A 25166-nucleotide genomic window follows, 5' to 3' on the forward strand; every position below is an offset into this window, starting at 1 on the left:
ACTACTACTTGTACGCCGTGCCGCTGGGCGAACCGGACGACGGCGTCCTGCGCATCCGATCCTTCGGGAGCGGGGCCGGGCCCCTCACCCGCGCGATCAAGCACGTCTCGCTCCTTGGCGGATCCGGTCCCGTCGAATGGGAGCAGACCACCGACGGCCTCGTGGTCCACGCCGGTCGTGCGGCGGTCATCAAGGTCGCCCTCGAATCCGAAGCCGTGCAGGGACACTGGGACATCTTCTAGCCCGCAGTGCAACGCCGTCCGCTGGACCAGATGTCGCTCGTCCAGTTGCCTGACACGACTCGCTACGCCGAGGAGCCGCGTACCGGCCCGCGGGACGACCGGTCCAGCAACTTCGTCACCAGCTCCCGCAGGATCAGCCGTTCAACGGGAGTGAGCGGGTCGAGCAGGTCCGCGGTGATCTGCGGGACGTGCGCCTCCAGCGCCCGGTGCAGCAGCTCTCGGCCCTTCGCGGTGGGCTCGAGCAGGGACGCCCGGCGATCATCGGGATGCGGTTCGCGCTGCAGCAGACCGGACTCCTCCATCCGTGCGATCAAGCGGGTCAAGCCGCCGGAGGTGAAGGAGAGGTCTTCGGCGAGGCGGGCATTGGTGGTCCGGCCGTCCGGATGCCGGGCCAGCCGCAGCAGGACCTCGAACTCGTTCCCGGCGAGACCGGAGGCCGCCTCGATGACCCGATCGGACCTGGCGTCGACCACGCCCATCAGTCGCAGGAGGTCGCCGAACAGGACGACGGCCTCGTCGTCGACGCGGTTCTCTGAGCCCGTTTCATCAACCATAAAGCTGACTATACAGCAAACCAGATCAACCAGTCCCTCGTCAATCATGCATGATATGGATCATTTGCAACGAAACACGCCTTGAATACTGCTGCCGCGGCAGCTAATGTCAGGCCCTGTCAAGGCACGCGACAGCATGAAGGAGAAGCGGTCATGAAACTCGGTCGACGTCACCTGCTCACCGGCGGCACGCTCGCGGCAGCGGGGATCGCCATGGGCAGCACCCCCGCGCATGCCGCGCCGGGATCGTCCCCCCGCGAGGAGACCAGGAGCCTCGAAGAGCTCCACCAGGAAGCCCTCGCCGAGGGCGGCAGCCTCACCGTCTACGCCGGCGGCGACACCGCTCAGCAGCAGGACGGCAACAAGGCGGCGTTCGAAGCCGCGTTCCCCGGCGTCACCGCCACCATGGTCGTGGACTACAGCAAGTTCCACGACGCGCGCATCGACCAGCAGCTCGCGACCGGCACGCTCGTCCCCGACGTCGCCCAGCTCCAGACCCTCCAGGACTTCGAACGCTGGAAGGACGAGGGCGTCCTGCTGCACTACAAGCCCGCAGGGTTCTCCAAGGTCCACAAGGACTTCAAGGACCGGCACGGCGCCTGGACCGGCATCTTCGTCGACGCCTTCTCCACCATCTACAACGCCGACGAAGTCGGCTCGCGGCCGCCCACCACCGCCGCGGACCTGCTCGACGAGCAGTGGCAGGGCCGTATCGTCTCGACCTACCCCAACGATGACGACGCGGTGCTCTACCTCTACAAGCTCATCGTCGACCAGTACGGGTGGGAGTGGCTCGCCGCGTTCCTGGAGCAGAACGTCGCCTGGGTGCGCGGAACGCAGGAGCCGGCCGACCAGGTCGAGGCCGGCGCTGCGGTGATCGCGCTGGGCACGGACGGGATGCTCACGCCCGCCGAAGGAGTGAAGACCCGCTTCGTCCTGCCCGAGAGCGACCCGTTCATGGCCTGGGCCCAGCGCGCCGCGATCTTCGCCGACGCCCCGCACCCGGCCGCCGCCAAGCTCTACCTCAACTGGTGGCTCGCGAAGCAGACCCAGGCCGACTTCTACATGTGGTCGGTCCGCACCGACGTCGCACCGCACGAGGGCTACCGCCCGATCTGGGAGTACCCGAACGCGAACCTCGACGGCTTCGCCGAGTTCATGGACGACCGGGCCGCCGTCGAGCGCTTCCGCCAGCAGATCACGCTCTACATCGGCGAAGTCGAAGGCGCACCCTCACCCGGCTGGCTCGGCCTCCACCCCGGCCGCTGACAGGGAAAGGTGCGAGTCCCGGACGCGCAAGGGGGTATTGAAGACGATCGTGCCGAGGGGTCCTGGTTCACCGAGACCAGCGAAAGCTGGTCAGGCAAGCCTTCCACCTTGAGAAGGCCCACCTGACCACCAATTTTGCGTCGAGCTAATACTCGCCACTCTGAACACGCCACCGCAGGTAGACGGCTTGCTCGGGCGCCTGTCGGGCCCGCTGCCAAGCGATGACGGGACTTCGGGCCCTTCTTGGCGCTCGGGCGCGGGAGCCGAGTACCTCATCGAAGTCCGTCCCGGACGGAAAGCCCGCCCGCTTCGGACACGGTCTTGGCACATCGGATCGAAACGATCAGCAACCCGATGACCACGAGCCATGTCGCGGTCAGGAAGGCGGGCGCGGTCAGCGGGATTCGAGGATCGCCAAGTCGCGCAGGGCAAAGCGGCGGTGCTCGCAGTGCTCGTTGAGCACCACCCGAAGGCACCTGCCGACCGGCAGGGTCTTCACTCCCCAGGTCGGGGCCGGTTCGGCGGTGACAAGCCGTTCGGACTCCGTGTCGGTCAGCCCCTCGACCGCGTCGCGCATCATCGCCGCCCGACCGGCGCGGACCTCCACGATCTCGCCCCAGGATGGCCGCGCATCGGGGTCGAGGCCGATCTCGCGGGCCGCGTCGGTCGGATAGTCGCCCGTCGGCAGCCCGATCCGATGGAACGGCCGGACCTCGCCCCTTGCCATGCGCCCCACCCAGATGTCGGTGGCGAAGATCAGGTGGCGCAGCGTCTCGGCGAAGGACCACTCACCGTCCACCCGCTCATTTCGAACCGCCTCCGGCAGCCGCTCGGCGCGGGCGATCGCCTCCTCCCAGAGTCGCTCCAAGATCATCCACATCGATCGGAAATCCTCCGGCGCCCGCGCCGCCCGCAGCGGCACCCGTTCGGGATGACGCCGGTCGAGTTCCTCTCGCACGAAGTCGGTGACGTCGACGTCGTTGACCACGAATCGATCGATCTCGCCGGCGTGGCCCGAGACGCGCAGTTCAGGGATCGCCGAACCGGTGATGCGGACCTGACTCAGATCGCAGTCGCGGAACACCGCCCCCGACAGGTCGACGGACTGGAAGACCGCGCCGCGAAAGGCATCAGTGTGCTCGAATCTCGCTGTCATCACGCCATCCTCGCAGGCCCCACCGACAATCCGTTCCAGCTCGATCAGGATGCTCGCGGGCGCCCTCACGGTTCCGGGCCACCGCGTACGCGGACCGTCGACGGCGAAGGCGTCGACCAGGCTCACTTCCGAAGACCAAACGGCGCTGACCGGACAGAACCTTCCAATGCTGCCCGGCCACCGCCGTTCACATCTATTCACAACCGGTCACACGCGTTCACACGCGGTCACAAGTCGGGACGACAGGATTTGAACCTGCGACCCCCCACTCCCAAAGCGGGTGCGCTACCAAGCTGCGCCACGTCCCGAACACCGCCGAAGCGGCCTCAGCCAGGGTACAGCACTACCGCCGCAAAACGCCGCCAGGTATTCGCTCCCTCTCTCACCGCTCACTGGACCGGGACGGCAACCTGACCAGTGCAAACCCGGCCGGCGGCGAAGCCGCTTCCGAGCGCGCGGCCGTCCGGGGGGCGGCTTGCGGTCGGATTATGCGGGGCCGTCGGCGGGGATGCCTTCGATGCGTCCGCGGTAGGGGTGCGTGCGCCGCCACTGCGTTTCCCAGAGCACGAGGTCGGCGAGGTGTTCGGGCAGGTCGGGCCGGTACACGCGGATCGCGTCCGGGTTGCCGGGGACGGTGACGATGTACCGCCAGAGGGACTCGATCGCGTCCTTCGCCTCCGCGAAGTCGTAGGCGGTGGCGCGGTCCGCGAGGTACCGGTGCGCGACCGTGACGTTCTCGGGGGCGAACTCGACGTCGTAGCCTTCGCCCTCGAAGTGCTCGCGCCGCTTCTCGCCCGATTCGACGTCCGCTATGGACATGAGTGCGTTGAGACACCCGAAGTAGTTGCGGCCCAGGTCGAAGCTCAACCAGGTGCCGAGCTCCCGGTCGTGGTCGGGCCGGTGGCCGGTGTAGCCGATCCCGCCTTCGCGCTTCGTATAGAAGTCCATGTCGTCACCCTACTTCGCTATTGTTCATCGACCCAGGCTGGGAATCCGTGGCCGATCTTGCCGGTCGCCGGGTCCCAGAACCCGTTGATCTTGACGCCGTCGTACTCCCCGCTCCACGTGCCGTCGTCGTTCTTCGTCCCGTTCTTGAACGCTGAGGAGGTCGCGTCGTCGATCTTCCGAGGCCCCCAGGTGTCGGGGAAGAACGCGGACTTGCCGTTGCCGTTCTTCGGCACCCAGGTGGGCGGCGGCTTGCTGTTCTGGAATTCCGGAGTGCCCTCGTAGACACCGTTGGGGTGCCGCTTGGTGATGGTCGTGCGGCGGCCGGGGAGGTCGTGGCCGCCGGGCCGGTGGTGGTACCCGGTGCCGCGCTTCTGGAAGTCGGGCGGCTGGTTCCTCCTCGCGACGTTGTAGGTCTTGACCTCGCCGCGCATCTGGTGCCGGAGCGACCGGCCGTTCATGCGGTGCGCCTGCCCCTTGCGGGTCTTCTTCTCTTTGAGGTAGTCGAGCGCCTTCTTGATGAGGCCGTTGTGCTTGCCGCTCATCAGCCCTCCAGGATCTGGGTCAGGGCCGCTTCGATCGCCCAGCCGATGGCCTCTTTCGCGGCCTGCTTGATGGCGACTACGGCCACGCCGCCGAGGCCGCCGCTCGCGACCGCCGCGGCGATGGCGGCCGCGATCGCGTACGCGGTGGCCACGAGTTCCGCGATGATGTACAGCTTCAACCCGATGACGATGTTCGCGCAGATCTGCAGCGCCGAGCCGGTCATGGCGGCGGCGGTGGCACCTTCGGGAAGGGATTTCGGCGGGTTGTCCTCGCCCTCCCACCAGGTCTTGAACGCATCGATGTCCTTGCCGCTGTTCGCGCTCCAGACTCCTGCCGCGCTGAGGTCGACCTGTACGGCGTGGAGTGAGAGTTCGAGGCCGAGGCTCGACCAGGCGCTGCCGAGTTCGGCGATCTTGTCCTCGTCGGCGGTGGGGAACTCGAACCCGAGTTCACTGAGGAGGCCGCGCAGGCCCTCGGGCAGGGTGATGGTCATCAGCCGCCGCCCGTCTCGTCGCCGATGCGACCGAAGTCGCGCTTGGCGGCGTCGTCGGCGTCGCGCCACTGCTGCGCGAAGTCCTTCAGGTCGCCTCCGGCGGACTGGACTTCGTAGGCGGCCACGTAGAGCACGTCCAGGGCGGTTTCGAGAACTTCGCCATGGTGCTCCTCCATGAGCCGGCCGATCTCCCCGTTCCCGAAGCAGCCGTGCACGCTTTCGGCTTTGTCGCTGAGCTTGTCGACGGAGGCGGCGACCGCTTCGCCGAGTTCCATGAGCCGCTGCCCTTGGCCCTCGAGCGTGTCGGGGTCGTTTGCGACGGTCACGGCGTCACCGCGCCGAGGGGTGCTGGAGGCTCATGACCGAGTCGAGCACCTGCTGGAATGCCTGCCTGCCTTGGGTGCTGACGCGCGCGAACTCCTCGGCGACGGTCGCAGGTTCGACCGGGGCGGCGGTCGTCATCGAGTGGCGCAGGCGGTGCAGTGCCTCGTTCGCGGCACGGCCGATCTCCCGGCCGACAGCGTCGGCGCCGCGCTGGAGGACGCGTGGATCGCGGAGCTCGACCTTGATGAAGCCGGGCGGGGCGGCGATGACGCGAACGCCCCCGTCGAACCCTTCCACGGCGACCGGCGGGACGTTCGCGCCTTGGCCGGCGCGCTGCGCCATGCCGGCGGCCTGGTCGACGACATTGGCGAGGTTTTCAAGGGACCGTTGCGGATCGGTCATGGGCGTCTCCCTGGATCGGCCTCCGCCCAAAGGCGAAGGTGCGGTCTCGTTGGGAGACAGAGTGACCGGGCACGCTCTGGATTCGCTCTAAATCCGTCCTGAGACGGATCCGCGGCCTAGAGTTGCGACCGCTACGACCGAGCTGTTGCGCGATGGCCCGCGGCGCGCTTTACCGCTCGTGCGGTGGTGATGATCGAGGGAGCGGTCTCGGGGTCGAAGGGATCCTCGTTCCAGGTGCCGAAGCGCTGCTCGACAGTGAAGCCCGCCGCGGCGAGATGGCGGTCCAGGGCTTCAGGGCCGATGAATCGCAAGCTGCAGGAGGCCACGAGCGGCTGCTCCCAGTACGCGGCCTCGAACATCGCTTTGAGCGCGACGACGCCGTGCTCGTCGGGTTCGCCGGCTTCCTGGTAGATGCGCATGGGTTCTCCGAGCGGGTCCACGATCGCGAAGGGAAGCTCGGGGTTCCAGGTGCGCCATGCCTCCGCGACCGGGTTGCGGGTGTCGAAGACGAAGCGCCCGTCGTCGACGAGGGCGCGACGGATCGCAGCGAGTGAGGCGCGTGTCGTCTCGTCGTCGAGCAGGCACTGAAAGGCATTGCCGCTCATGATCGCCAGGTCGAATTCGCCCTTCCATGGCGCTTCGGCGGCCGGAGCGAGCCGCCATTCGGCGGCATCGGACTCGCGGGCCTGATCGAGCATGGCCGGGTCGGGGTCGAGGCCGCACAGACGCCCGGTGTGCCCTTCGGCGCGGGCGCGGCGCAGGATCGTTCCGGTGCCGCAACCGACGTCGAGCACGTTCGCAGCGCCCATGACGAAGTCGAGATAGAAGGCTTCGCTGGCGCCCCAGGTGTTGAGGTGATCGTAGAGCAGCGCATCCAGGGTCTCCCCGTCGACGGAACGAGGGTCGTACGCGAGTGCCATCGCGCCAGTATGACCAGTCCTTCCTTGTGCCGCAACGGCAATTGCTCAAACACTGCCGCCTGAAGGCGCCCGTCAGTCCTGCCAGTAGAAGAGCAGGGTGCGAACGTCAAGCGGCGCTCGATCACCGAAGTAGTAGACGCAGAGCCCGGTAACGGTGATCGAGCCGAGGTCCGAATCGATCCAGCGGAAGCCGGCCGCTTCGAGTGCGCCGCGCGCGACCGCATTCTCGTCGTCGCCGGTGACGAATCGACCGAGGGTGCTGACCCAGACGCTCCCGCCCCGATGCCCGATCAAGTGGTACGTGCCGCCGCCTTGGCCGGCCTCCTCGCCGCACGAGACCGGCGGCTCCGGTTCGAGGTCCGCCGACGCGAGCGCGGTCGTCGCGCGTCGAAGTTGGTCGTCCTCGTCAGGGGGCAGCACCGGCTCGACGCAGATCGCTTCGAGGCGCCAACGCGGGTCGGTCCGTGCCTTGCTGTAGGGCACGTACTCGCGCACGATCGCGCTGCGGACCTCCTCGTCGATGCCGCTGACTTCGACACGAGGCCGTCCCATCGAGTCGTAGACCGCCCGAATCTCGGGGAGGCCGCCGCCGAGGCGGTGCAGCGCGCACGCGGCCCACAGCTTCGCCTCGGTCGTCGGCGCTCGTTCGAGATAGGCGCGGACCTGCTCCGCGTCGTCGACGAGGGAATAGGCGAGGTGCGCGACGCCGACATCGAGGTCCGCGAACGCTTCGGTCACATCGCCCCCGCCACGATGCCGCAGGCGCACGCGGAACGCGCGGTCTTCGGGCCGTTCGTCACCGAGGTCAGCGAGGACGGCGTCCCTCCCGTACCGCGCCACGAGCGCGTTCAGCCCGACCTCTGCGACCGCTCGGCGATGCGGCCACGGATCGTTCGCAAGCGTCACCAATTCGGGTGCGGCCGTTCGATCGCCGAGCACACCGCGGCCTTTCAGGATCGCCTCGGGCATCCGGTACGACTTCTCGGCCTTGCGGTCCTCGTGCCGCAGCCATGGCAGCAGCTCCTGTCGATCCCCGAGGAGGTCGAGGAGGGCGATGCGCACCTCGGTGACGTCATCGGGATCGCGGATGCGCTCCATCAACTCGGGTGCGAGCGCTGACGGAACGCGTCCTGCGAGCGCGAACACGCAGGGCCTGCGTCGCCACCACGGGTGCGCCTTGTCGGACACGTACCGGGCGAGCTCGTCGGCGTCGACCTTGAGCAGGCCGGCGCTGTCGGCCTGTCCTGCGGTCGGGATCAGCACATCGATGGACTCCACACCCACGGATGTTAGTGCTGCCCCGGCGGGCCGTCCGGGGTCAGCGGTCGATCGTCGCGGGCTCTCTCGATGCCTTGACGAGGTTGGGGGCCATGAGGCGCAGGTCGAAGCGGCTCCACAGTGCCCGCTGCACGAGGAGCGTTCCGATGCCGGCGACGACCAGGCCGGCGAGGTTGACGCCGAGCTGGATGAGCGACGAGCCGACCTCGTTCCAGTGGGCCAGGGCGATCGCGACGGCGATGTTGCCGGCCGCGGGGACCGTCGTGACCGAGATGAACACGCCGACCAGGGCCTGGGACTTGCGTGCGGTCATCGACAGGATCCCCGCGACGCCGGCGAGCACCGCCACGATGAACGACCACCGGTCGGGGTGGACGATGAAGCTCGTCAGCGGCCGGTTGTCGAGCATGGACGGTTCGATCCATCCGACCAGGCGGCTCACCAGCGCGCACGCCAAGGTGACTGCGATCGCCATGGCGAAGCCGACCACGAGGGTGCGCGCGGCCCGCCCGATCTGCGTCAGGTCGCGTCGGATGACGCCGAAGCAGCACGCCGCGACCGGGCCGAAGTCGGGGCCGAGGACCATGGCGCCGACGATGAGGATCGGCTGGTCCAGCAGTGCGCCGATCGCCGCGATCTGGACCGCCAGCGCCAGGAATACGAGGTACGACCAGGTCAGGCGGGTCTCGGCGGCGGTGCGGGAGGCCAGTTCCTCCCAGATGACGGCGTCCTCGGAGTGCCCGGGGGCGGCCTCTTTCGCCTGGTCGGCGGCGGCCGAGATCGACAGGTCGATCTCCTCGACGGTGATGCCGCCTGATTCCTTGAGCCCCAGGTCCCGAAGGTCGGCGAGTACTTCGTTCGCGCCTTCGCGGGCCAGGTCGAACTCGACGCAGTCGCCCGCCGGGTCGACCGCCGCGCCGGGTAGGCGGACCACGTTCGCGACCGCGGTGCATTCCACGGCGATGCGGACGACTGCATCGGTCAGTGCGACCGGGGTGATGACGCGGACATGGAGCACGACGGGAATTCTGCCTCACGCGTTCCACCGCCGCCACGGCCGTTGGCGCGCAGTGCCGTGCGGCGGTGCCCCCGCGCCGCTTCGTCGTCCACAACCGGCGGATACCGCCGCGGCCCAGGCGCAGAACCCGTACCGTGGTTTCCGGGCATCCGGCCTGGTCGGGCGGGGTGCGTGAAACGTCCGGGTCGCGATGTGGCCCGGATCAGCGAAGCAAGAGGAGGCGATGTCGTGAGCGATGTTGTGGATCTGATCATGGCCGACCACCGCGAGGTGGAGCGGCTGTTCGGCGAGCTCAAGGAGTTCCCAGAGAAGCGGCCGCTGGTGCTGCCGGTGCTCTCGGCCCTGTTGACGGCGCACAGCCGCGCGGAGGAGGCCGAGGTCTACCCGGTCGCCAGGGACGAGGCGGGCGAGACCGAGGAGGTCGCGCACTCGCAGGAGGAGCACGAGCAGGCGGAGGAGATCCTGGTGCGCCTGAACGAGGCCGACCCGCAGTCCCCCGAGTTCGACACGGTGCTGCAGGAGCTGGTCGACGCCGTGACCCACCACGTCGAGGAGGAGGAGTCGAACGTGCTGCCGGGCATGCAGACCGGCCTCGACGACACGCGCCGCCTGGAGCTGGGCACCGCGTTCGCCGCCTCCCGGGCCGCGCACCTGGGCGACCAGCCCGGGATGGCGAGCCGCAAGGAGCTCGAGATGCAGGCGCGCAACATGAACGTGAGCGGCGCGTCCGAGATGAACAAGGCCCGCTTGGCCGAAGAGGTCAAGAAGAAGGCCAGGTCTTGACCGAAGCGATGTGGGGCGGGCCGACGCCGTGACGAACGAATCGATGCGGCAGCGCTGGTCCGAAGCGGCCGGCGGGTGGGTGGCGAACGAGGCGGTCTTCGATGCGGTGTTCGCGCCGGTGACCGCGGCGATCCTCGAACGGGCCGAGCCGGCGGCCGGGCACCGGGTGCTCGACGTGGGCTGCGGGAGCGGGACACTCCTCGCCGCGTGCGCCGCCGCAGGGGCCGCTGTGGTCGGCGTGGACGTCGCCGAGGGCATGGCCGAAGCGGCGCGCCGGCGCGTCCCGGAGGCGACCGTGCTCGTCGCCGACGCGCAGACGACCGACCTGCTCGACGCGGTGCCGGGCGCGCCGTTCGACCGGGTCGTCTCCCGGTTCGGCGTCATGTTCTTCGAGGACCCGGTGGCCGCGTTCGCGAACGTCCGCAGCGCGGCCGCCCCCGGGGCGCGGCTCGTGTTCGCCTGCTGGCGAAGCGAAGCCGAGAACCCGGTGTTCAGCCTCGGCACGACGGTCCTGGCGGACCGGCTCTACCCGCAGCCGGAGCCGGTCGAGCCGGGAGCGCCCGGCCCCACCGCGTTCGCCGAGCGCGACCGCCTCGCCGCGGTGCTCGCCGGGGCGGGGTGGGACCGGGTGCGGATCGACCCGTTCGACTTCGTGTTCGACTTCGGTTTCGACGGCACCGACGGCGTCGAGGAGCGGCTCGCGATGATCACGGCCGGCGGCACCGGCCGCCTCGCCCAGGAGCAGCTCGAGCCGCGTCTCGGCGCCGAGGGCTGGGAGTCCGTTCTGGACGAGGTCCGCGCGGAACTGCGCCGTCACCTCGTGGACGGCGTCCTGCGGTTTCCCGGTGCGGTCTGGCTCGTCACCGCCGCATCGCCCTGACGGCCGGTCACCGACACCGCGATCCCGGGCCGCCTCCCCAGCGCCGTCGTCGAGGAGGCTCGCGTCAGGCGTGCCAGGAGGCGCCGACGTACTCCGCGCTGGTGTACACACTGAGCGCGAGCGTTCGGACCATTGTGGACGGATGGGCGCGGAGGCGGCGAAGGAGCTCGCGCCAGGGGTCGGACCATTCGCTTTCGGACGCGGCGCTTTCGATGGCGGTGGCGGCGATGACGGCCGCGTAGCGGTCGTCGAGGTCGACCAGGGCGGTGACGAACGGGAGGGCGTCCGGGACGACCTCGTAGAGCATCCGCTGGTCGATGGCGTCGCCGATGAGCTTGGCCTCGACCGGGTCCTGGATGCGGGCGGTCAACGCGCGCAACGCCTCCGGGGCCGGGTTCCAGTCGAGGGTCCGGGCCAGGAGCCGAGTGCCGAGGTCGTGGGGAAGGCGGTCGGCGACCGCCGCGGCCACCGCGGCCGGGATCAGCGGCCGGTCGTACTCGGGGGCGAGGCTGGTGACGATGCGCTCGAAGCGCTGGCGGACCGGGAGGTCGCGGTCCTTCTCGGCGTTGGGCTGCTCCTCCGCTTGCGCGTCGAGGAGGCCGACGGTGCGCAGCAGCGGTTCGACGTCGCCTCCGGCGGCGGCGATCGCGCAGAGCGCGTTCATGGCGGCGGCCCAGACATCGCCCGAGTCCAGGTCCGCGGCGAAGTCGACCAGTGCGTCTGCGGCTTCCTTGGCGTGGCCGGCCCAGCGGGCGAGGCCGTCCGAGCCGGCCACTTGCAGGCGCGGGTCGTCGTCGGCCGCGGCCGTGGTGAGCAGTTCGATGTAGCGGGTACTGAACGGGGCCGGCACCTGGTCGGGGCCGAGGGCGAGCACCGAGGCCCTGACGTCCGGGCCGAAGCGGGCCGTGTCCTCGACGAGGGCCTGCGCCCACGGCTCGGCGAGGCGGTCGGCCGCCACCGCTGCGGCGGCTTCGCGGACGCTCGGGTGCAGGGCGGCGTCGGCCCACAGCTGCCGGAGGAGGTCGTCACCGCCCGGGACGCGGTAGCGGGACAGGACGCGGACGGCCTGCTTGCGGGCGGTGACCTTCGGCGCGTTCAGGAGCCGCGCCGCGGAGGCGGCGATCGCCTCGGGCCGGGAGATCTGGGCGAGCCGCTCCATGAGGGCGGCGGCCACGGCCGCGTCGTCCCCGTCGAGGTGGGCCGGCAGGGTCTCCCAGGCGTCGTCCACCGGGGTGACGCGGTGCAGCGCGGAGACGGCGACGGCCCGCAGCTGCGCGTTGTCGCCGCTGAGGAAGGGCGCCAGCGTCGCGAGCGGTAGCCCCGGCACTTGCGCGAGCACCCGGAGCGCGTCGACGCGTGCGTGGTCCTTGCGGCGGTCGTCGGCGGCGATTCGGCGCAGCGCCTCCTGGTAGGCGGCTTGGACGGCGGGCGGCCACTGGCCGAGCAGCTGCGGGTTCCAGCGCCGGAGCAGCTGCTGGAGCGCGGCCGGGGAGGGTTCGCCGATCGCCGCGAGCCAGGCGGGGAGGAGGTCGCAGCGGTCGACGGCGAGGGCGGCGAAGAGCTCGGGCCGGGACGGGTGGTCCGCGGCGAGCTCGGCGAGCCGGTCGTGGCGGCCGCGATTGATGCCGGTCAGGAGGATCATCGCCTGATTGACGTGGGAGGCGGTGCGGGATTGCAAGGCGCGGCGGAGGATCGGTTCGAGTGCCGGGGCGTCGCCGAGGCGGCGGCCGAGGGCGCCGGCGAGGGCCAGTGCCGTGCCGTATTCGTGCACGTCCGCTTGCACTGCGAGCGCGGGTGCGACGCGCTGGGCCAGCGCGACGGCGATGCGGCGCGGAAGCCTGCGGAGCAGGTTGGTGAGTCCCCATCCCGGCGTCTCGGTACTGAGGCGGTCGAGTCGGCACTCCCCGTGGGCGATGAGTTCGGGGCGTTTCGCGCTCAGGCCGGCGAGGATGAGGTGGCCGGTCAGGTTGAGCAGTTCGGCGACGGTGCCCGTCGATCGCGCCGGGGAGGCGAGGCAGGCGTCGCTGAACGCATCGAGCGCCGCGAGTGCGTCCGGGGTCCAGTCCCGCGGGCGGATCGCTTTGAGGCCCAGGAGGATCCGCTCGTGGATGACGCCCTGGTCCTTGGCGGCGCGGGTGAGGAGCGCGAACAGGTCGGCGACGGCCGCGGGATCGCGGCGCATCGCCGCAGCTTGGACGAGGTGCCCGTAGGCGCGGGCGCGCGCGTCGGCGTCGGAGCGGCGGGTGGCGGCGGCGAGGTCGTCGCGGATCTCGTCGAGGGGCAGGTGGGCGCGGACGCGCTCGCGGCGGGCGGCGTCGCCCGAGACGCGCCGCTCGCCGAGGAGCCGCCGGGCGGCCTCGGTTCGGGCGGGGTGCGGCAGGAGGTCGAGGACGGTCTCGTCGTCGAGGTGGAGGCCGGCGGCGCGGACGGCGGCGATGAGTTCGAGGCGCCGTGAGGGCGGGGTGCGGCGCAGCAGCCGGGGCGTTGCGGAGGCGTCGCCGCTCTGGCGCAGCAGGGCGGCGATCCGGGCCGGGGGTTCGGCGGCGATCCGCCGGATGAGCGCGGGCGTCCTGACGACGGCGTTGAGCAGTGACTCGCGCCCTGGGGCGAGCAGGTGGGCCCAGGTGCGTTCGGGGTCGGCGGCGAGCAGGGTCGTCATGCAGGAGAGGACGATCCGGTCGGTCACCGCGGGCGCCGGGTGCCGTTCGAGGAGGTCGAGCCAGGCCGCGGGCGCCTGCTTGATCGCGTCGCTCAGGGCGGTCAGGTGGCGGCGCCACCAGTCGGCCCATTGCGCGGGCGAGCGCTCGGCGAGCGCGGCCGCGGCGTAGGCGGTGAACTCCTCGTTGTGGTGCTTGGCGAACGTGGACCAGGAGTCGACGTGCGGTGCGAGGACGGCGAGTTCGGCGGCGACGGTCGCAGGTGAGCACGCCGAGAGCAGCTTCGCGGCCTCTCGGGGGCCGTAGCGGTCGTTGATGACGGGCAGCAGGCGGTCGGCCAGGTCCTCGTCGCGGTGCTTGCGCAGCGCGCCGTAGGCGGTGAGGCGGACCGCCTTGGACTGGCCGGGCAGCGCAGCTTCGATCGCGGACGCGAGGCGGCCGTGATCGGCGGCGACGGTGAACGCGGGTCCGGCGATGCCGGCGTCGGGGTGGTCGAGCAGGGCCTGGAGATGGTCGACCGCGTCGGTGAAACGGGCGAAGGTGAGTGACAGGCGGGCGCCGAACAGGCTGTGGGCGGTCAGATCCGCGAGCAGGCCGGGGAGGGCGGGGTCGCGGCGGTGGGTGTTGAGGCGCCAGAGCAGCCGGGTGCGGTCGCCCACAGGCAGGGTGTCGGCGATGGCGAGCAGTTCGGCCGCGGAGGGAAGCGACGTCGGGGTGTCCATGCGGTGCTCCAGGTTCGAGGTCCAGCGCGGTGCCGGGTCATCGTTGCACAGTGCCCGGGTGCGCGCCCGCGGTCGCCGACCGCATCGGGGACTTACGTTGTACGGTACGTTCGGCGGGAAGGAGTGGGGCTATGGCGGGCAAGCGCGCGGCGGGGCCGCAGGTCGGGTTGAGCCGGGAGCGGGTGCTGCGGCGGGCGGTGGCGATCGCCGACGAGCGCGGCCTGGCGGCGCTGACGATGCGCAGCCTCGCCGAGGCGCTCGGGGTCGAGGCGATGTCGCTGTACCACCATGTGGCCAATAAGGAAGCGGTGCTCGACGGGCTGGTCGAGGTCGTCATGGCCGAGATCGAGCAGGCCGTGGCCGGTCTCGACGCGCCGGAGCCCGGGGACGACTGGCGGACGGCGATGCGGATGCGGGTGCTCGCGGCCCGCGAGGTGCTGGTGCGCCACCCGTGGGCGCCGCACGTGTTCGAGACGCGGACCGGCACGAGCCTGGCGGTGGCGCGGTACTTCGACGGGGTGCTCGGACTGATGCGGCGCGGCGGGTTCAGCTACGAGCTGGGCCATCGCGCCTTGCACGCCTTGGGGAGCCGGGCGCTGGGGTTCTCGCAGGAGCTGTTCCAGCCCGACGGGATGGAGGCCCCCGAGGAGGCGCTCGCGGCGATGGCCGAGCAGGTGCCGCACCTGGTGGCGATGATCGCGGACGCGTCGCACGGCGGCGCGGTGCTCGGCTGGTGCGATTACCAGGCCGAGTTCGAGTTCGGCCTGGACCTGATCCTGGACGGCCTGGAGCGGTTGCGCACCGCCGTCTAAGGCCGGTTTTCTCCCTGTTCACACTGGTGGGCACCGCACCGCGCTTGACAGCCTTACAAGGTAAGTCTATGGTGACTTACAACGTAAGACTGCGAAGGAGTCGCCATGAGAGCCGTCGTCCAAGAACGCTACGGACCGCCCGCGGAAGTGCTCGAGCTCAAGGAGATCGACCGGCCGGCGCCGGGCCCGGGCGAGGTGCTCGTCCGCGTGCGCGCCAGCAGCGTCAACACCCCGGACTGGATCGCGGTCACCGGCGTGCCGTACGTGCTGCGGCTCCAAGGCCGCGTGCAGCGTGCTGCGAACGTCGTGCGCGGCACCGATGTCGCGGGCGTCGTGGAGGAGGTCGGCGGGGAGGTCGCGGATTTCGGCGTCGGCGACCGGGCGTTCGGATCACTGTGGACGAGCCGGTTCGTGACGGCCGGGGCGTTCGCCGAGTACGCCGTCGTACCGGCCGATCAGCTCGCGCCGATCCCGGCCGGTGTGAGGTTCGAGGAGGCGGCGGCCGCGGTCATGTCGGGCGTGACCGCGCTGTGCGCCATGCGGGACACCGTGAACGTCCGCAAAGGCATGAAGGTGCTCGTGAACGGCGCTTCCGGCGGCGTGGGGACCTTCGCGGTCCAGCTCGCCGCGCACTTCGGCGCCGAGGTCACCGGCGTCTGCGGGACCGCGAACGCTGCGATGGTGCGCGAGCTCGGTGCGCACCACGTCATCGACTACACCCGAGTCGATTTCACCGAAGGGAGCGAACGCTACGACGTCATCCTCGACAACGTCCTGAACCACCCCCCGAGCCGCACCGCCCGTGCGCTGGCCCCGGGAGGGGTGCTCATCCCCAACAGCGTCGGGAACGGCGGCGGCCTGCTCGCCGGGCTCGGGCGCATGGCCCGCGCGAGGCTCCTGGGATCGCTGCGCCGGGTCGACGTGCGCTTCTCCCCCTCGGAAGCGAACCGCGAGAACCTTGCGGCCGTAGGCGAACTGCTGGAATCAGGGGCGATCAAGGCGGTGATCGACCGCGTGTACCCGCTCGAGGAGACGGCGCAGGCCGTGGCGCACATGCTCGGCCACCACGCGCGCGGCAACATCGTCATCAGCGTGCCCGACCGGCCCCGGACACCATGAAAGCCGCTGTCCTTCAAAGAAGGGCAGCGGCTTCGTGTTTAAGAGCTGTGGAGGCTAGAGCGCGCGCAGGTTAGCGGCCTGCGGACCCTTGTTGCCCTGCTCGATGTCGAACTCGACGCGCTGGTTCTCTTCGAGCGACTTGTAGCCGTTGCCGGTGATCGCGGAGAAGTGAACGAAGATGTCGGGGCCGTCGCCCTCCGGAGCGATGAAGCCGAAGCCCTTCTCCGAGTTGAACCACTTAACGGTGCCTTGCGCCATGCTTAAATATCCTTGGTGTTGATGCTCAGACCGACGGTTTGCAGTGCGGGTTCTGACGCCCGAAGTGCTCCACCGCCATGCGGTCTGATATTGCCGCCATTGCTGGCGCTTCACCACTTCGATTCGCATTGCTGTGAATCGAGGTGACCCCTGGACACTACAGCACTCCCGCCTGATTGCACCGGGCCCGCGCGGAAATTCTTCTCGCATTTGACTGTTTGTCCGTCAATGTCCCGGGATTTTGCGCAGATTGGTGCCGAAGGTCATGACTCAGGGGCCCGAATGCGCGCGTCGGCGGCACCGCTACGGAGCGGTGAGGAAGGTCTCGATCACGCGGGCGACGCCGTCGTCGTCATTCGATCCGCAGCGGTCCGTGGCGGCCGCGGCCGCCTCGGGATGGGCGCCGGCGACGGCGTAGGAGCGGCCGGCCCAGCGCAGCATCGGGACGTCGTTGGGCATGTCCCCGAACGCGGCCACATCGGCCGGACCGAGGCCGTATGCGGCGCACCAGGCGGCGAGCGCGGTGGACTTCGAGACGTCGGCGGCGGTGATCTCCAGGAGGCCTTCGCCTCCCGAGTGGGAGAGGTGGACGCCGGGGAGCGCGATGGTGCGGGCGGCGGCGAGCATCGCCTCCGCGCGCCTGTCGGGGTCGTGCACGAGGAGCTTGACGATCTGGTCGGCGGCGGTGAAGACCTCGTCGAAGGTGTCGACGAAGCGGCGCACGTCGCCGACGGTGTCCACTTTGCGGTATCCCGGCTCGGCGACCACTGCGAAGCCGGTCTCGACCGCGACTTTGGCTCCCGGGAGTGCGGCGCGGAGCGTCTTCGCCACGGCCGCAGCGGTTTCGCCGTCGAGCGTGCGGGCGGTCCCGATCTCGCGGCGCGTGAGGTCGTAGACGACCGCCCCGTTCGCGCAGATCGCCGCGTCGAGGCAGGCGGCGAGTTCGGGCCACTCGTCGAAGACCCGTGGCGGGCGGGCGGTGACCGCGAGGACGGCGATCCCCTGGGTTCGGGCGGCTTGCAGGGCGAGGCGGGAGCGTTCGGTGAGGACGCGGCCGGTGGCCAGGAGGGTGCCGTCCAGATCCGTGGCGATGACGCGGGGAGGGTTCACCACGCCAGTCTTGCAGGGGGCGTTGCAGGGCCGGGGCCCGATCGCCGTGCGGGGCGATCGGGCCCACGTGCCGCTACGGACGGTTGTCGTCCGGGCGGGCCCGGTCGTTGTCGCGTTTGAGCGGCAGCGCCGCCGACGTGCCGAGGCGCTGCCGCAGCTCGGAGAGGCCCTTGAGGGTGATGCGCAGCTGCGGTGCGTCCAGGAGGAGCTCGCCGGTGCGCGGGTGGTGGTGGGACTGCGGGATCTCGGTGAGCCAGCCGGCGTCGACGGCGGACTGGCGGGCGCGCCAGGCGTGGTCGCGCCGTTGCCGGTACGCCCAGTGGAGATCGCCGAGTGTCCTGAACAGACGGTTCTGGCCGAGGTCGATGGCCGGGTCCCGGGATAGGATCTTCGCCGCGTCGGCGGCGGAGAACGTGCCGCGCGCGGAGGCGAGGCGGTGCCAGGACTCGGCGGCGGGCGCCAAGACCTCGAGGTGCGATTCGGCGGTGTCGGCGCGGTCGGCCTCCTCCAGCACCATGAGGGCGAGGTCGCGGTTGGTGAGACCGCGGGGGTAGCGGTGCGCAGTGCGCGGGCTTGGGGTGATGTTCATGCATCCACTCCGTTCGTCGTGCTCTAGGTACGACTCTAGACGGGGGGTACGACATTTCCTCCCGCGCGCGAAGTAGGGGATGCACAGGTCAACGGCGGATTTTCGGGCCGGTCAGAGACCCGCCAGATAGGACTCGAGGGTCGCGGCGTACGCGGCCGGGTCCTCGTTCCAGGACGCGGTGTGGCCCGAGGCGGTCTCCATGACGGTGGTCTGCGCGGGGTCGAGCATCTCGGCGAAGTCGAGGGTCGCGGTGTGATCGACCGTGGCGTCGGCGGTGTCCACGTAGAGCAGGACCGGCAGGTCGAAGTCGTCCGCGAAGTTGCGCTGGTCGAGGTCGTCGAAGTCGATGTCGGCGCGGAATTCGACGATGCGCTTGGCGGCCCAGGTGATCGGGGGGATGACGTCGCGGTCGGCGGCCTGCATGTCGAGGGTCGAGTTCCAGTCCATGACGGGCGAGTCGAAGACGAGGCCCTTGACCACGCCGGGATCGTCGAGGTGGCGGTAGGCGGTGGCGACGACCGCGCCGCCCATGGACCAGCCGTGCAGGATCACGGACTCCGCGCCGTTGGCGAGCGCGTAGTCGACGGCGGCGATCACGTCCTCGCTCTCGTGCGCGCCGAGCGCGTGCATCCCGTTGGGGGCCTTGGGCGCGCCTTCGTCGTTGCGGTAGGTGACGGCGAGGACGGGGTAGCCTTCGGCGGCGTAGAGCCCGACGCCGCGCAGGGTCTCGGCCGGGGCGGCGTTGCGGCCGTGGACGGTGATGACCCAGGTGCCGGCGTTGGGCGAGGCGGGGTCGCTCGGCACGTGCCAGGCGGGCATGTCGCCCAGGTCGGCCGGGACCGCGACGTCCTCGAATTCGAGGCCGAGACCGGTGGCGGGGTCGTCGCGGAAGGTCCACTTGTCGATGCGGGCCCGCGTGCCCGCGGCGAGGTCGCCGAAGAGGACCGCGTCGACCGCGCGGGTCACCGTCGCGTCGTCGCTGGCGAGGACGTCGCCGAGCACCGCTTGGCCGTCAGCCCACTGGAGCCCCCAGGTGCCGGGCCGCGCGGAGGCCTCGGTGAGCGGGAGGGTCACCGTGGCGCCGTCGGCGGCGACGACCTCGAGCCCGTACGGGTCCTCCTCGTGCGAGACGTTGATGACCTCGCCGGAGAAGTACCAGCCGGCCGCGCCGAGCCCGCCGAGGGCGAGCACGAGCAGCGCGGCGAGCGTGATGACGACCGGGCGCAGCCAGCGCCGCTTGCGAGCCGGAGCGTCGGTTTCCAGGGTGGTCTTCACGTGGCGTCCTCGGAGGTCAACGGGAGGGTGATCGCTCGATCCTAGTGCGCGCCCGCTCGAGTCGCCTCGCACGAGGGTGCTAGTCCGCCAGGGTGAGGAGGCGTTCGCGGGCGTCGTGCGCGGAGGCGGCGTGCGCGTCGATGTCGGCCCACGGGTCGGTCTTGCGGGCGAGGCGCCGGCGCATGGACGCGGGGCTCTGGCCGTTCGGGGTCGCGCGGCCGAGCTCGCCCCAGTCCAGCGGCGTGGCGACGGGCGCGCCGGGGCGGGCGCGGAGCGAGTACGGGCAGACGAACGTCTGGCCGTAGGCGTTGCGGTTGGTGTCCAGGAAGATCCGGTCGCCGCGCTGCGCCTTGCGCTGGGCGGTGGTGAGGCGGTCGGGGTCGGCGGCCGCGAGGCGGTCGGCGAGGTCGGCGGCGAACTCGCGCACGGTGTCGAAGTCGGCGGAGCGGTCGAGCGGGGCGGCCACGTGGAAGCCGCGCCCGCCGGTGGCCTGCACGAACGGCGTCAGACCGACCTCGGCGTAGAGGTCGCGGGCCCGGCGGGCGACCTCGCGCAGGGTCGCGACCGCGGTGCCCTCGGGCGGGTCGAGGTCGATGACGAGCCGGTCGGGATGATCCGGTTTATCCACTGTAGATAGCCAGACGTGGAACTCGATGGCGGCCTGGTTCGCCAGGTAGACCAGGCTCGCCTCGTCGGCGCACACGACGTAGTCGACCGTGCCCTCCTCCGCGTGCATCGTCTCGGTCCGGATCCAGTCCGGGAAGTAGTCGGAGGCGTGCTTCTGGAAGAACCCGCCCGCGCCGATGCCGTCGGGGAAGCGCCGCAGCGTCAGCGGCCGATCGGCCAGGTGCGGGAGCATCGCCGCCGCGACCGCACGGTAGTGCCCGACCATGTCGCCCTTGCTCACGTGGTCGTCCGGGAACAGCTCCTTCTCGACCTTGGAGAGCTTGAGGTCATGGCCGTTGATCTGCATCGTCTGCGTCGACATCCGCGGGAGGTACCCGCGGCGGGACGCCCGGAAACCGTCAGGCGGGGAGCGTGAGCGTGTTGCACCAGCCGCCGTCAGGGGTCGCGGCCCAGGTCAGCGTGCCGCCGAGGAGCGTTGCGCGCTGGTGGAGGCCGAGGAGGCCGTGCCGGGAGCTCGGCAGCGGCACCGTGGTCCGGGTGGGCGCGGTGCTGGTGACCGTCAGGGTGACGCCGCCGTTCTCGTGGACGAGCACGACTTCCGCGCTCGCGCCCGGGGCGTGCTTGCGGACGTTCGTCAGCGACTCCTGCACCGTGCGGTAGATCGCCCGCTCGACGGGCGGGTCGAGGTCCGGGTGCGGGCCGATGCGCAGGCCGGCCTCGATGCCGCTGCCGGCGACGAGGTCCGCGAGCTGCGCGAGCGTGGGCTGCGGGGCGAGGTCCGTGGGGCCCGAGCCGCCCGCGCGGAGCACGTTCACCATGTGCCGCAACTCGTCCAGAGTGCGCACGCTCAGCATGCGGATCGTCCCGGCCGCCTCCTTCGCCTCCGCGTCGGCAGTACTCACTTGGAGCGCTCCGGCCCGGACCGCGATCAGGCTGACCTGGTGCGACACCACATCGTGCATCTCGCGGGCGAGCTGCGCGCGCTCTTCGGAGAGCACCTTCTGCGTCGCCATCAGCTGCTCGTGCTCGCGCGCCTCGGTGATCTCCACCAGCCGCGCCGAGAGCTCCCGGCGGACCTGCACGAACTGGCCGAGGAACGCCGCCGCGGCTGCCGGGGCCAGCGCGTACGCCGCGTCCGCGAGGATCCAAGAGTCCAGCGGGTACTCCGAGCCCTCCCCGACCGGCCAGATCATGCAGGTCGCCAGGACCGCGGTTGCGACGACGAGCAGCCGGCGCCGGTGCGTGCTGGTCGCGAGCGTGAACAGGGCGATGAGCGGGGCCGCGGCCGGCCCGATGAACAGACCGACCGGCAGCGTCGCGAGGAACACCGCCATGGGCCACCGGCGGCGCAGCAGCAGCGCGAGGACGCCCGCGCCCACGAGCCACACGTCCCAGGTCCGCTCGACCCACAAGAAGACGAACCAGACGTCGAGGGCGCTCACCGCGACGAGCACCGCATCGGTCAGCCACGGGCGCCACCAGCGCCGCAGCCGGTTCACCGGCGGTCCCGCAGGAGACCGGCGCGCTCGGCCGCCAGCGCGGCCTGGACCCGCCCGGAGACCTGGAGCTTGGTGAGGATCGCGCTCACGTGGTCCTTCACGGTGCCCACACCCAGGTACAGCCTGGCGGCGATCTCGCCGTTCGAGAGGCCGTCGGCGAGCAGGACCAGGATCTCGCGTTCGCGGGCGCTCAGGCGCTCGACGAGGCCGCCCGCCGGGGCGCGCCCGGCCAGGTAGCCGTCGACGACCGTGGAGGTGACCTTCGGGGAGAGGACCACACCGTCGGCCGCGAGCGTGCGCACCTGCAGTGCGAGGTGCTCGGGGTCGGTGTCCTTGAGGAGGAACCCGGCCGCGCCCATGCGCAGCGCGGCGGCCACGTACTCGTCCGTGTCGAAGGTCGTGAGCATCGCGACGACCGGCGGCCGGGGCAGCGCGCGGAGGCGTTCGAGCACCGTGAGGCCGTCCACGTCCGGCATGCGGATGTCGAGCAGCACGATGTCCGGGTGCAGCCGCCCGACCTCGGCCAGCGCCTGGCGGCCCGAGACCGCCCCCACCACCTCGATGTCGCCGGCGGCGTTGAGGATGTGCTGGAAGCCGGTCCGGATGAGCGCCTCGTCGTCGACCACCAGTACCCGGATCATGCGTGCGGCCTCCTCGTAACGGTGTTCCTGACGATTGGTAGCACGTCCACGCCACTCCCCGCCGCACCTGACGCGGCAGGTGTGGGCAAGACCCGCCGATCGGCGGGGGCGTTCCGGCCGGACGGCGGATCGGTTGCCGCCCGGCGGCGGGTCGACGACCGCGCATCGCCGGATGGGAAGCGGCCCCGCGCCACCGCACGCTGGCGTCATGAGCAATGTCATCGACTTCAAGCCGCGCGAACTCGCGGCCGAACCGGAGGCCCCGCCCGCCCGGGACGCGTCCCTGGGCCGCCTCCTCGGCATCGACGCCGCCCGCGCCCTGGCCGTGTTCGGCATGTACTACGCGCATGTGGGGCCCTTTCCCAACGAGACGGGCACGTGGAAGAGCTTCCTCATGGAGATTCCCCACGGGCGCTCCTCGGCGCTGTTCGCGACCCTCGCCGGACTCTCGCTCGTCCTCCTCGCGGGCGGCAGCCGCCCCAAGACCGGCAGGCCGATGCGGCAGACCGTGGTGCGGATCGCCATCCGCTCGGTGCTGCTCCTGGCGCTCGGCTCCTGGCTGGTCTCGCTCGGCACTTCGATCGTGGTGATCCTGGCGTACTACGGCCTGTTCTTCCTGCTCGCGCTGCCGTTCATCAAACTGCGGGCGCGCACGCTCGCGATCATCGCCGTCGTCGTCGGCATCGGCGGTCCGGTCCTCATCCAGTGGCTGTGGACCGTGGACACCGGCTGGATGGACGCGTTCGACGCGAAGGACCCGCTCGCGATGTGGAGCGGCGAAGGCCTCACCGCGCTGCTGTTCAACGGGACGTACCCCGGGCTCGCGTGGATGGCGTACGTGTTCGCGGGCATGGCGATCGGCAAGCTCGACCTCACCAGGCTCGCGATCCAGGTGCGGCTCTTGATCATCGGCCCGGCGCTGGCCCTTCTCGGCTACGGCGGCGCGTGGCTCATCGGGAAGGCCCTGCCCTCGGCCGGGACCGCGGCCGACTCCTCGGTCGCCGACGCGAGCTGGAAGCAGTTCGACCAGGCCATGTCGAAGGCGCTGGAGGGCACGGACTCCGCGAACTGGGGCAAGGAGGAGTGGAAGGCGTTCGACGCCGAGCACGCCTCGATCTGGGAGCTCGCGCCCGTCGACAAGACCACGGGCGGCGGCGGGGGCGGCTTCGACTGGACGAGCCTGGTGTCGGCGAGCCCGCACTCGAACATGCCGCTCGAGCTGGCCGGGAACATCGGCGTCGCATGCACCGTGATCGCCGGGCTCGTGTTCCTGCTGGGCCGCTTCGCCAAGCTGCGCTTCTGGTTCGCGCCGCTCATCGCGGTCGGCTCCATGTCGCTCACCGCGTACGTCGCGCACATCGCGGCCGTCTGGTACCTCGTCGACCACCCCGCCAACGGGGTCGGCTACGCGACCGGCTGGCGCATGTGGGCGGTCTTCGTCGTCACCATGCTGATCTTCGCCCCGATCTGGAAGCGGTTCCTCAAACGCGGCCCGCTCGAATACCCGATGTACTGGGCGACCCTGCCCGCAAAGCTCGTCAAATAGGGCACACGAACCGGGAACCGCGGACCGGCCCGACCGGGGGGTTAAGGCCGGTCCGCGGTTCCCCCTCCCCTAGCGGGCGCTGCGCGATGGCGTTGCGGCTGTGATAACTCCGGCCCACGGCCACTGCACCACGTCGAGTTGTGGGTCCCCGACCTCGCCCTGGCGAAGCGCCAGAGCGCTGGTCGGCCGCATGGTTCGCGAGGTCAATCGGTGAGCTTCGGGTGGCCGGTTCCGGCGAAGACGAGCCAGACCGTGCGGGAGTCGTCGTCGATGAGGTACCACAGCCTGCCGCCGCCGGTGACCTCGTACTGCCAGCGCTCGCAAACGACCCCTTTGCAGGTTCCCGTTCCGAGCTCGCCCTTGAGCCTGTGCTGTCTCGTCGGGTTCGTCTTGGAGCGCGGATCCGTGCGGAGCACGTCCCACGCGCGGCGCAGGTTGGCGCTCACCTGCCGCTCCAGATCCTCCCAACCCTTTACCGCAGCGGCGTCGGCAAATCGAAGGTCGTACTCGTGCTCGGTCGGAGGCGGGGCGATGCGGTCTCCTCGTTTCGGGCTCAAGCCGACTCCTTCGGCTTCGCGATGCGGCCGAAATCGCTGCCGGGATCGGCAGTCACCTGCTTGTAAAGCTCCATGTCGGAGTGGATCTCCGCTGAGTGCCGCCATTGTTCGAGCAGCACGGCTATCGGCCCGAGATTGCGCAGCGAGGCCGAGCCCTGGGCGACCTCGATGAGCTCGGCGAGCAGCTGGTCGCGGTCCGCTTCCGGCAGGAACGTCGACCACGGCAACGCCTCCGGCAGTACCCGCCGGATCGCGTCGGACTCACCGGCCCTCGCGAGTCCGGCCAGCAGCCGCGATGTGAAGTCGATGACCGTCGCGTCCCGATCCGTCTGATCGGCTCGGACGAGTGCGAGGTCGTCTGCCCCGCGTCGGCGCAGCAGGATTGCCCGAACGGCATCGAGACGGGCGGCGGTGGCGGCGGGCTGATGGAGGAACTCCGAGAACGGCATCTCGTCGTACAGTGCTGACATACTTCCACGGTACCGTGGAAGTCGGCCAGATTACAATCGGCCGAGTCGATTCATCGACCGCCCTCGGGCGCGCTGCGGCTGGAGGCAGAACGGGAGCCGCACTACGTTGGGAAGCCGCCGCCATGGTCATCGCGCTCGTCGCCGTCACGCTCGTCAACATCCTGTTCAATGCGGTCGAGTCCGTCGCGAACTTCATGAAGGCCGATTGGGTGAAGGCCAATTCGCATGCGGTCGGGGTGCCCGACTCGATGCTGCCGTTCCTCGGCTTCGTCAAGGGCGCGGCCGCGGTCGGGCTCGCGGTCGGGTTGTTCTGGCGGCCTTTGGGAATTGCCGCAGGCGTGGGGCTCGTGGTGTTCTTCGTCCTGGCGACGGCACTCCATATCCGCAATCGGGTCTTCCACAACTTCTACGGCCCGCTGCTGTTCCTGGCGTTGAGCATTGCGGTGCTGTGGCTGATGATCGTCGCCTGAGCAC

Annotated in this window: 28 protein-coding genes and 1 tRNA gene; 8 read left to right on the forward strand and 21 right to left on the reverse strand. The window is 70.5% G+C overall.

All coding sequences use genetic code 11. The features are described 5' to 3' along the window. Nucleotides 1-8: 8 nt before the first annotated feature. Complete coding sequence (locus AB0I03_RS02270) at nucleotides 9-242, forward strand: hypothetical protein (RefSeq protein ID WP_360405043.1); 234 nt, start codon at nucleotides 9-11, stop codon at nucleotides 240-242. A gap of 62 nt (nucleotides 243-304) precedes the next feature. On the opposite strand, the gene AB0I03_RS02275 is transcribed toward AB0I03_RS02270, so the two are convergent. Continuing rightward, nucleotides 305-796, reverse strand: coding sequence for a MarR family transcriptional regulator (locus AB0I03_RS02275; protein WP_360405046.1), 492 nt, complete (start codon nucleotides 794-796; stop codon nucleotides 305-307). A 153-nt stretch (nucleotides 797-949) separates the two neighbouring features. Between AB0I03_RS02275 and AB0I03_RS02280 the strand changes: the two genes are divergently transcribed. Further along, nucleotides 950-2065, forward strand: coding sequence for an extracellular solute-binding protein (locus tag AB0I03_RS02280; RefSeq protein WP_360405049.1), 1116 nt, complete (start codon nucleotides 950-952; stop codon nucleotides 2063-2065). 394 nt (nucleotides 2066-2459) lie between these two features. Here AB0I03_RS02280 and AB0I03_RS02285 read toward each other — a convergent pair whose 3' ends face one another. From AB0I03_RS02285 to AB0I03_RS02330, 10 genes are all read right to left on the reverse strand, one after another. Further along, nucleotides 2460-3347 carry a DinB family protein gene (locus AB0I03_RS02285; protein WP_360405052.1) on the reverse strand — a complete coding sequence of 296 codons (888 nt, stop codon included), beginning with the start codon at nucleotides 3345-3347 and terminating at the stop codon, nucleotides 2460-2462. 108 nt (nucleotides 3348-3455) lie between these two features. Then, a tRNA-Pro gene (locus AB0I03_RS02290) sits at nucleotides 3456-3529 on the reverse strand. Between the two features lie 178 nt (nucleotides 3530-3707). Further along, complete coding sequence (locus AB0I03_RS02295; RefSeq protein ID WP_360405055.1) at nucleotides 3708-4169, reverse strand: hypothetical protein; 462 nt, start codon at nucleotides 4167-4169, stop codon at nucleotides 3708-3710. Nucleotides 4170-4186: 17 nt separating this feature from the next. Beyond that, complete coding sequence (locus AB0I03_RS02300; protein ID WP_360405058.1) at nucleotides 4187-4711, reverse strand: EndoU domain-containing protein; 525 nt, start codon at nucleotides 4709-4711, stop codon at nucleotides 4187-4189. Then, nucleotides 4711-5205: a hypothetical protein gene (locus AB0I03_RS02305; RefSeq protein WP_360405061.1), complete on the reverse strand. Its 495-nt coding sequence runs from the start codon at nucleotides 5203-5205 to the stop codon at nucleotides 4711-4713. The genes AB0I03_RS02300 and AB0I03_RS02305 overlap by 1 nt, the downstream gene beginning before the upstream one ends. Continuing rightward, nucleotides 5205-5531, reverse strand: coding sequence for a hypothetical protein (locus AB0I03_RS02310; RefSeq protein ID WP_360405064.1), 327 nt, complete (start codon nucleotides 5529-5531; stop codon nucleotides 5205-5207). The genes AB0I03_RS02305 and AB0I03_RS02310 overlap by 1 nt, the downstream gene beginning before the upstream one ends. Nucleotides 5532-5535: 4 nt before the next feature. Beyond that, entirely contained in the window at nucleotides 5536-5931 is a 396-nt protein-coding gene (locus AB0I03_RS02315) for a hypothetical protein (RefSeq protein ID WP_360405067.1), read from the reverse strand. Nucleotides 5932-6062: 131 nt separating this feature from the next. After that, a complete protein-coding gene (locus AB0I03_RS02320; protein ID WP_360405070.1) occupies nucleotides 6063-6851 on the reverse strand; it encodes a class I SAM-dependent methyltransferase in 789 nt (262 codons plus the stop codon). Nucleotides 6852-6923: 72 nt separating this feature from the next. Then, nucleotides 6924-8129 carry a hypothetical protein gene (locus AB0I03_RS02325; RefSeq protein ID WP_360405075.1) on the reverse strand — a complete coding sequence of 402 codons (1206 nt, stop codon included), beginning with the start codon at nucleotides 8127-8129 and terminating at the stop codon, nucleotides 6924-6926. A gap of 40 nt (nucleotides 8130-8169) precedes the next feature. Next, nucleotides 8170-9147, reverse strand: a complete 978-nt coding sequence (locus tag AB0I03_RS02330; RefSeq protein WP_360405078.1) for a DUF389 domain-containing protein — start codon at nucleotides 9145-9147, stop codon at nucleotides 8170-8172. 228 nt (nucleotides 9148-9375) lie between these two features. Here AB0I03_RS02330 and AB0I03_RS02335 point away from each other — a divergent pair, with 228 nt between their 5' ends. Continuing rightward, nucleotides 9376-9930 (forward strand): hemerythrin domain-containing protein, encoded by a 555-nt coding sequence (locus AB0I03_RS02335; RefSeq protein ID WP_360405081.1) that lies wholly within the window; start codon nucleotides 9376-9378, stop codon nucleotides 9928-9930. 28 nt (nucleotides 9931-9958) lie between these two features. Continuing rightward, a complete protein-coding gene (locus AB0I03_RS02340; RefSeq protein WP_360405084.1) occupies nucleotides 9959-10810 on the forward strand; it encodes a methyltransferase domain-containing protein in 852 nt (283 codons plus the stop codon). A 64-nt stretch (nucleotides 10811-10874) separates the two neighbouring features. Here AB0I03_RS02340 and AB0I03_RS02345 read toward each other — a convergent pair whose 3' ends face one another. After that, complete coding sequence (locus AB0I03_RS02345; RefSeq protein WP_360405087.1) at nucleotides 10875-14189, reverse strand: hypothetical protein; 3315 nt, start codon at nucleotides 14187-14189, stop codon at nucleotides 10875-10877. A gap of 131 nt (nucleotides 14190-14320) precedes the next feature. On the opposite strand from AB0I03_RS02345, the gene AB0I03_RS02350 reads away from it, so the two are divergent. Beyond that, entirely contained in the window at nucleotides 14321-15001 is a 681-nt protein-coding gene (locus AB0I03_RS02350; RefSeq protein ID WP_360405090.1) for a TetR/AcrR family transcriptional regulator C-terminal domain-containing protein, read from the forward strand. Nucleotides 15002-15106: 105 nt separating this feature from the next. Beyond that, nucleotides 15107-16120 carry an NAD(P)-dependent alcohol dehydrogenase gene (locus AB0I03_RS02355; protein WP_360405093.1) on the forward strand — a complete coding sequence of 338 codons (1014 nt, stop codon included), beginning with the start codon at nucleotides 15107-15109 and terminating at the stop codon, nucleotides 16118-16120. A 54-nt stretch (nucleotides 16121-16174) separates the two neighbouring features. Here the strand turns inward: AB0I03_RS02355 and AB0I03_RS02360 are convergent, their stop codons facing one another. The 7 genes from AB0I03_RS02360 to AB0I03_RS02390 form a co-directional block, all read right to left on the reverse strand. Further along, a complete protein-coding gene (locus tag AB0I03_RS02360; protein WP_205324737.1) occupies nucleotides 16175-16378 on the reverse strand; it encodes a cold-shock protein in 204 nt (67 codons plus the stop codon). A 303-nt stretch (nucleotides 16379-16681) separates the two neighbouring features. After that, nucleotides 16682-17488, reverse strand: a complete 807-nt coding sequence (locus AB0I03_RS02365; protein ID WP_360405097.1) for an HAD family hydrolase — start codon at nucleotides 17486-17488, stop codon at nucleotides 16682-16684. Between the two features lie 73 nt (nucleotides 17489-17561). Continuing rightward, nucleotides 17562-18077 (reverse strand): phage antirepressor KilAC domain-containing protein, encoded by a 516-nt coding sequence (locus tag AB0I03_RS02370; RefSeq protein WP_360405100.1) that lies wholly within the window; start codon nucleotides 18075-18077, stop codon nucleotides 17562-17564. Nucleotides 18078-18188: 111 nt separating this feature from the next. Beyond that, entirely contained in the window at nucleotides 18189-19352 is a 1164-nt protein-coding gene (locus AB0I03_RS02375) for an alpha/beta fold hydrolase (RefSeq protein ID WP_360405103.1), read from the reverse strand. A 79-nt stretch (nucleotides 19353-19431) separates the two neighbouring features. Next, the gene (gene ligD, locus AB0I03_RS02380; protein ID WP_360405106.1) at nucleotides 19432-20340 is read right to left on the reverse strand and encodes a non-homologous end-joining DNA ligase; all 909 of its coding nucleotides are present in this window, start codon (nucleotides 20338-20340) and stop codon (nucleotides 19432-19434) included. A gap of 37 nt (nucleotides 20341-20377) precedes the next feature. Further along, nucleotides 20378-21478 carry a histidine kinase gene (locus tag AB0I03_RS02385; protein WP_360405109.1) on the reverse strand — a complete coding sequence of 367 codons (1101 nt, stop codon included), beginning with the start codon at nucleotides 21476-21478 and terminating at the stop codon, nucleotides 20378-20380. Next, on the reverse strand, nucleotides 21475-22119 hold the full coding sequence (locus AB0I03_RS02390; protein WP_360405112.1) for a response regulator transcription factor: 645 nt from the start codon (nucleotides 22117-22119) through the stop codon (nucleotides 21475-21477). Before AB0I03_RS02390 ends, AB0I03_RS02385 begins: the two co-directional genes overlap by 4 nt. Nucleotides 22120-22327: 208 nt before the next feature. Between AB0I03_RS02390 and AB0I03_RS02395 the strand changes: the two genes are divergently transcribed. After that, the gene (locus tag AB0I03_RS02395) at nucleotides 22328-23665 is read left to right on the forward strand and encodes a heparan-alpha-glucosaminide N-acetyltransferase domain-containing protein (RefSeq protein WP_360405115.1); all 1338 of its coding nucleotides are present in this window, start codon (nucleotides 22328-22330) and stop codon (nucleotides 23663-23665) included. 203 nt (nucleotides 23666-23868) lie between these two features. Here AB0I03_RS02395 and AB0I03_RS02400 read toward each other — a convergent pair whose 3' ends face one another. Further along, nucleotides 23869-24222 carry a hypothetical protein gene (locus AB0I03_RS02400; protein ID WP_360405118.1) on the reverse strand — a complete coding sequence of 118 codons (354 nt, stop codon included), beginning with the start codon at nucleotides 24220-24222 and terminating at the stop codon, nucleotides 23869-23871. Then, the gene (locus AB0I03_RS02405; protein ID WP_360405120.1) at nucleotides 24219-24692 is read right to left on the reverse strand and encodes a hypothetical protein; all 474 of its coding nucleotides are present in this window, start codon (nucleotides 24690-24692) and stop codon (nucleotides 24219-24221) included. Before AB0I03_RS02405 ends, AB0I03_RS02400 begins: the two co-directional genes overlap by 4 nt. A gap of 122 nt (nucleotides 24693-24814) precedes the next feature. On the opposite strand from AB0I03_RS02405, the gene AB0I03_RS02410 reads away from it, so the two are divergent. Further along, nucleotides 24815-25162 (forward strand): DoxX family protein, encoded by a 348-nt coding sequence (locus AB0I03_RS02410; RefSeq protein WP_360405123.1) that lies wholly within the window; start codon nucleotides 24815-24817, stop codon nucleotides 25160-25162. Nucleotides 25163-25166: the final 4 nt, after the last annotated feature.

The organism is Glycomyces sp. NPDC021274, assembly GCF_040641195.1.
In the GTDB taxonomy this organism is placed as follows: Bacteria; Actinomycetota; Actinomycetes; order Mycobacteriales; family Micromonosporaceae; genus Glycomyces.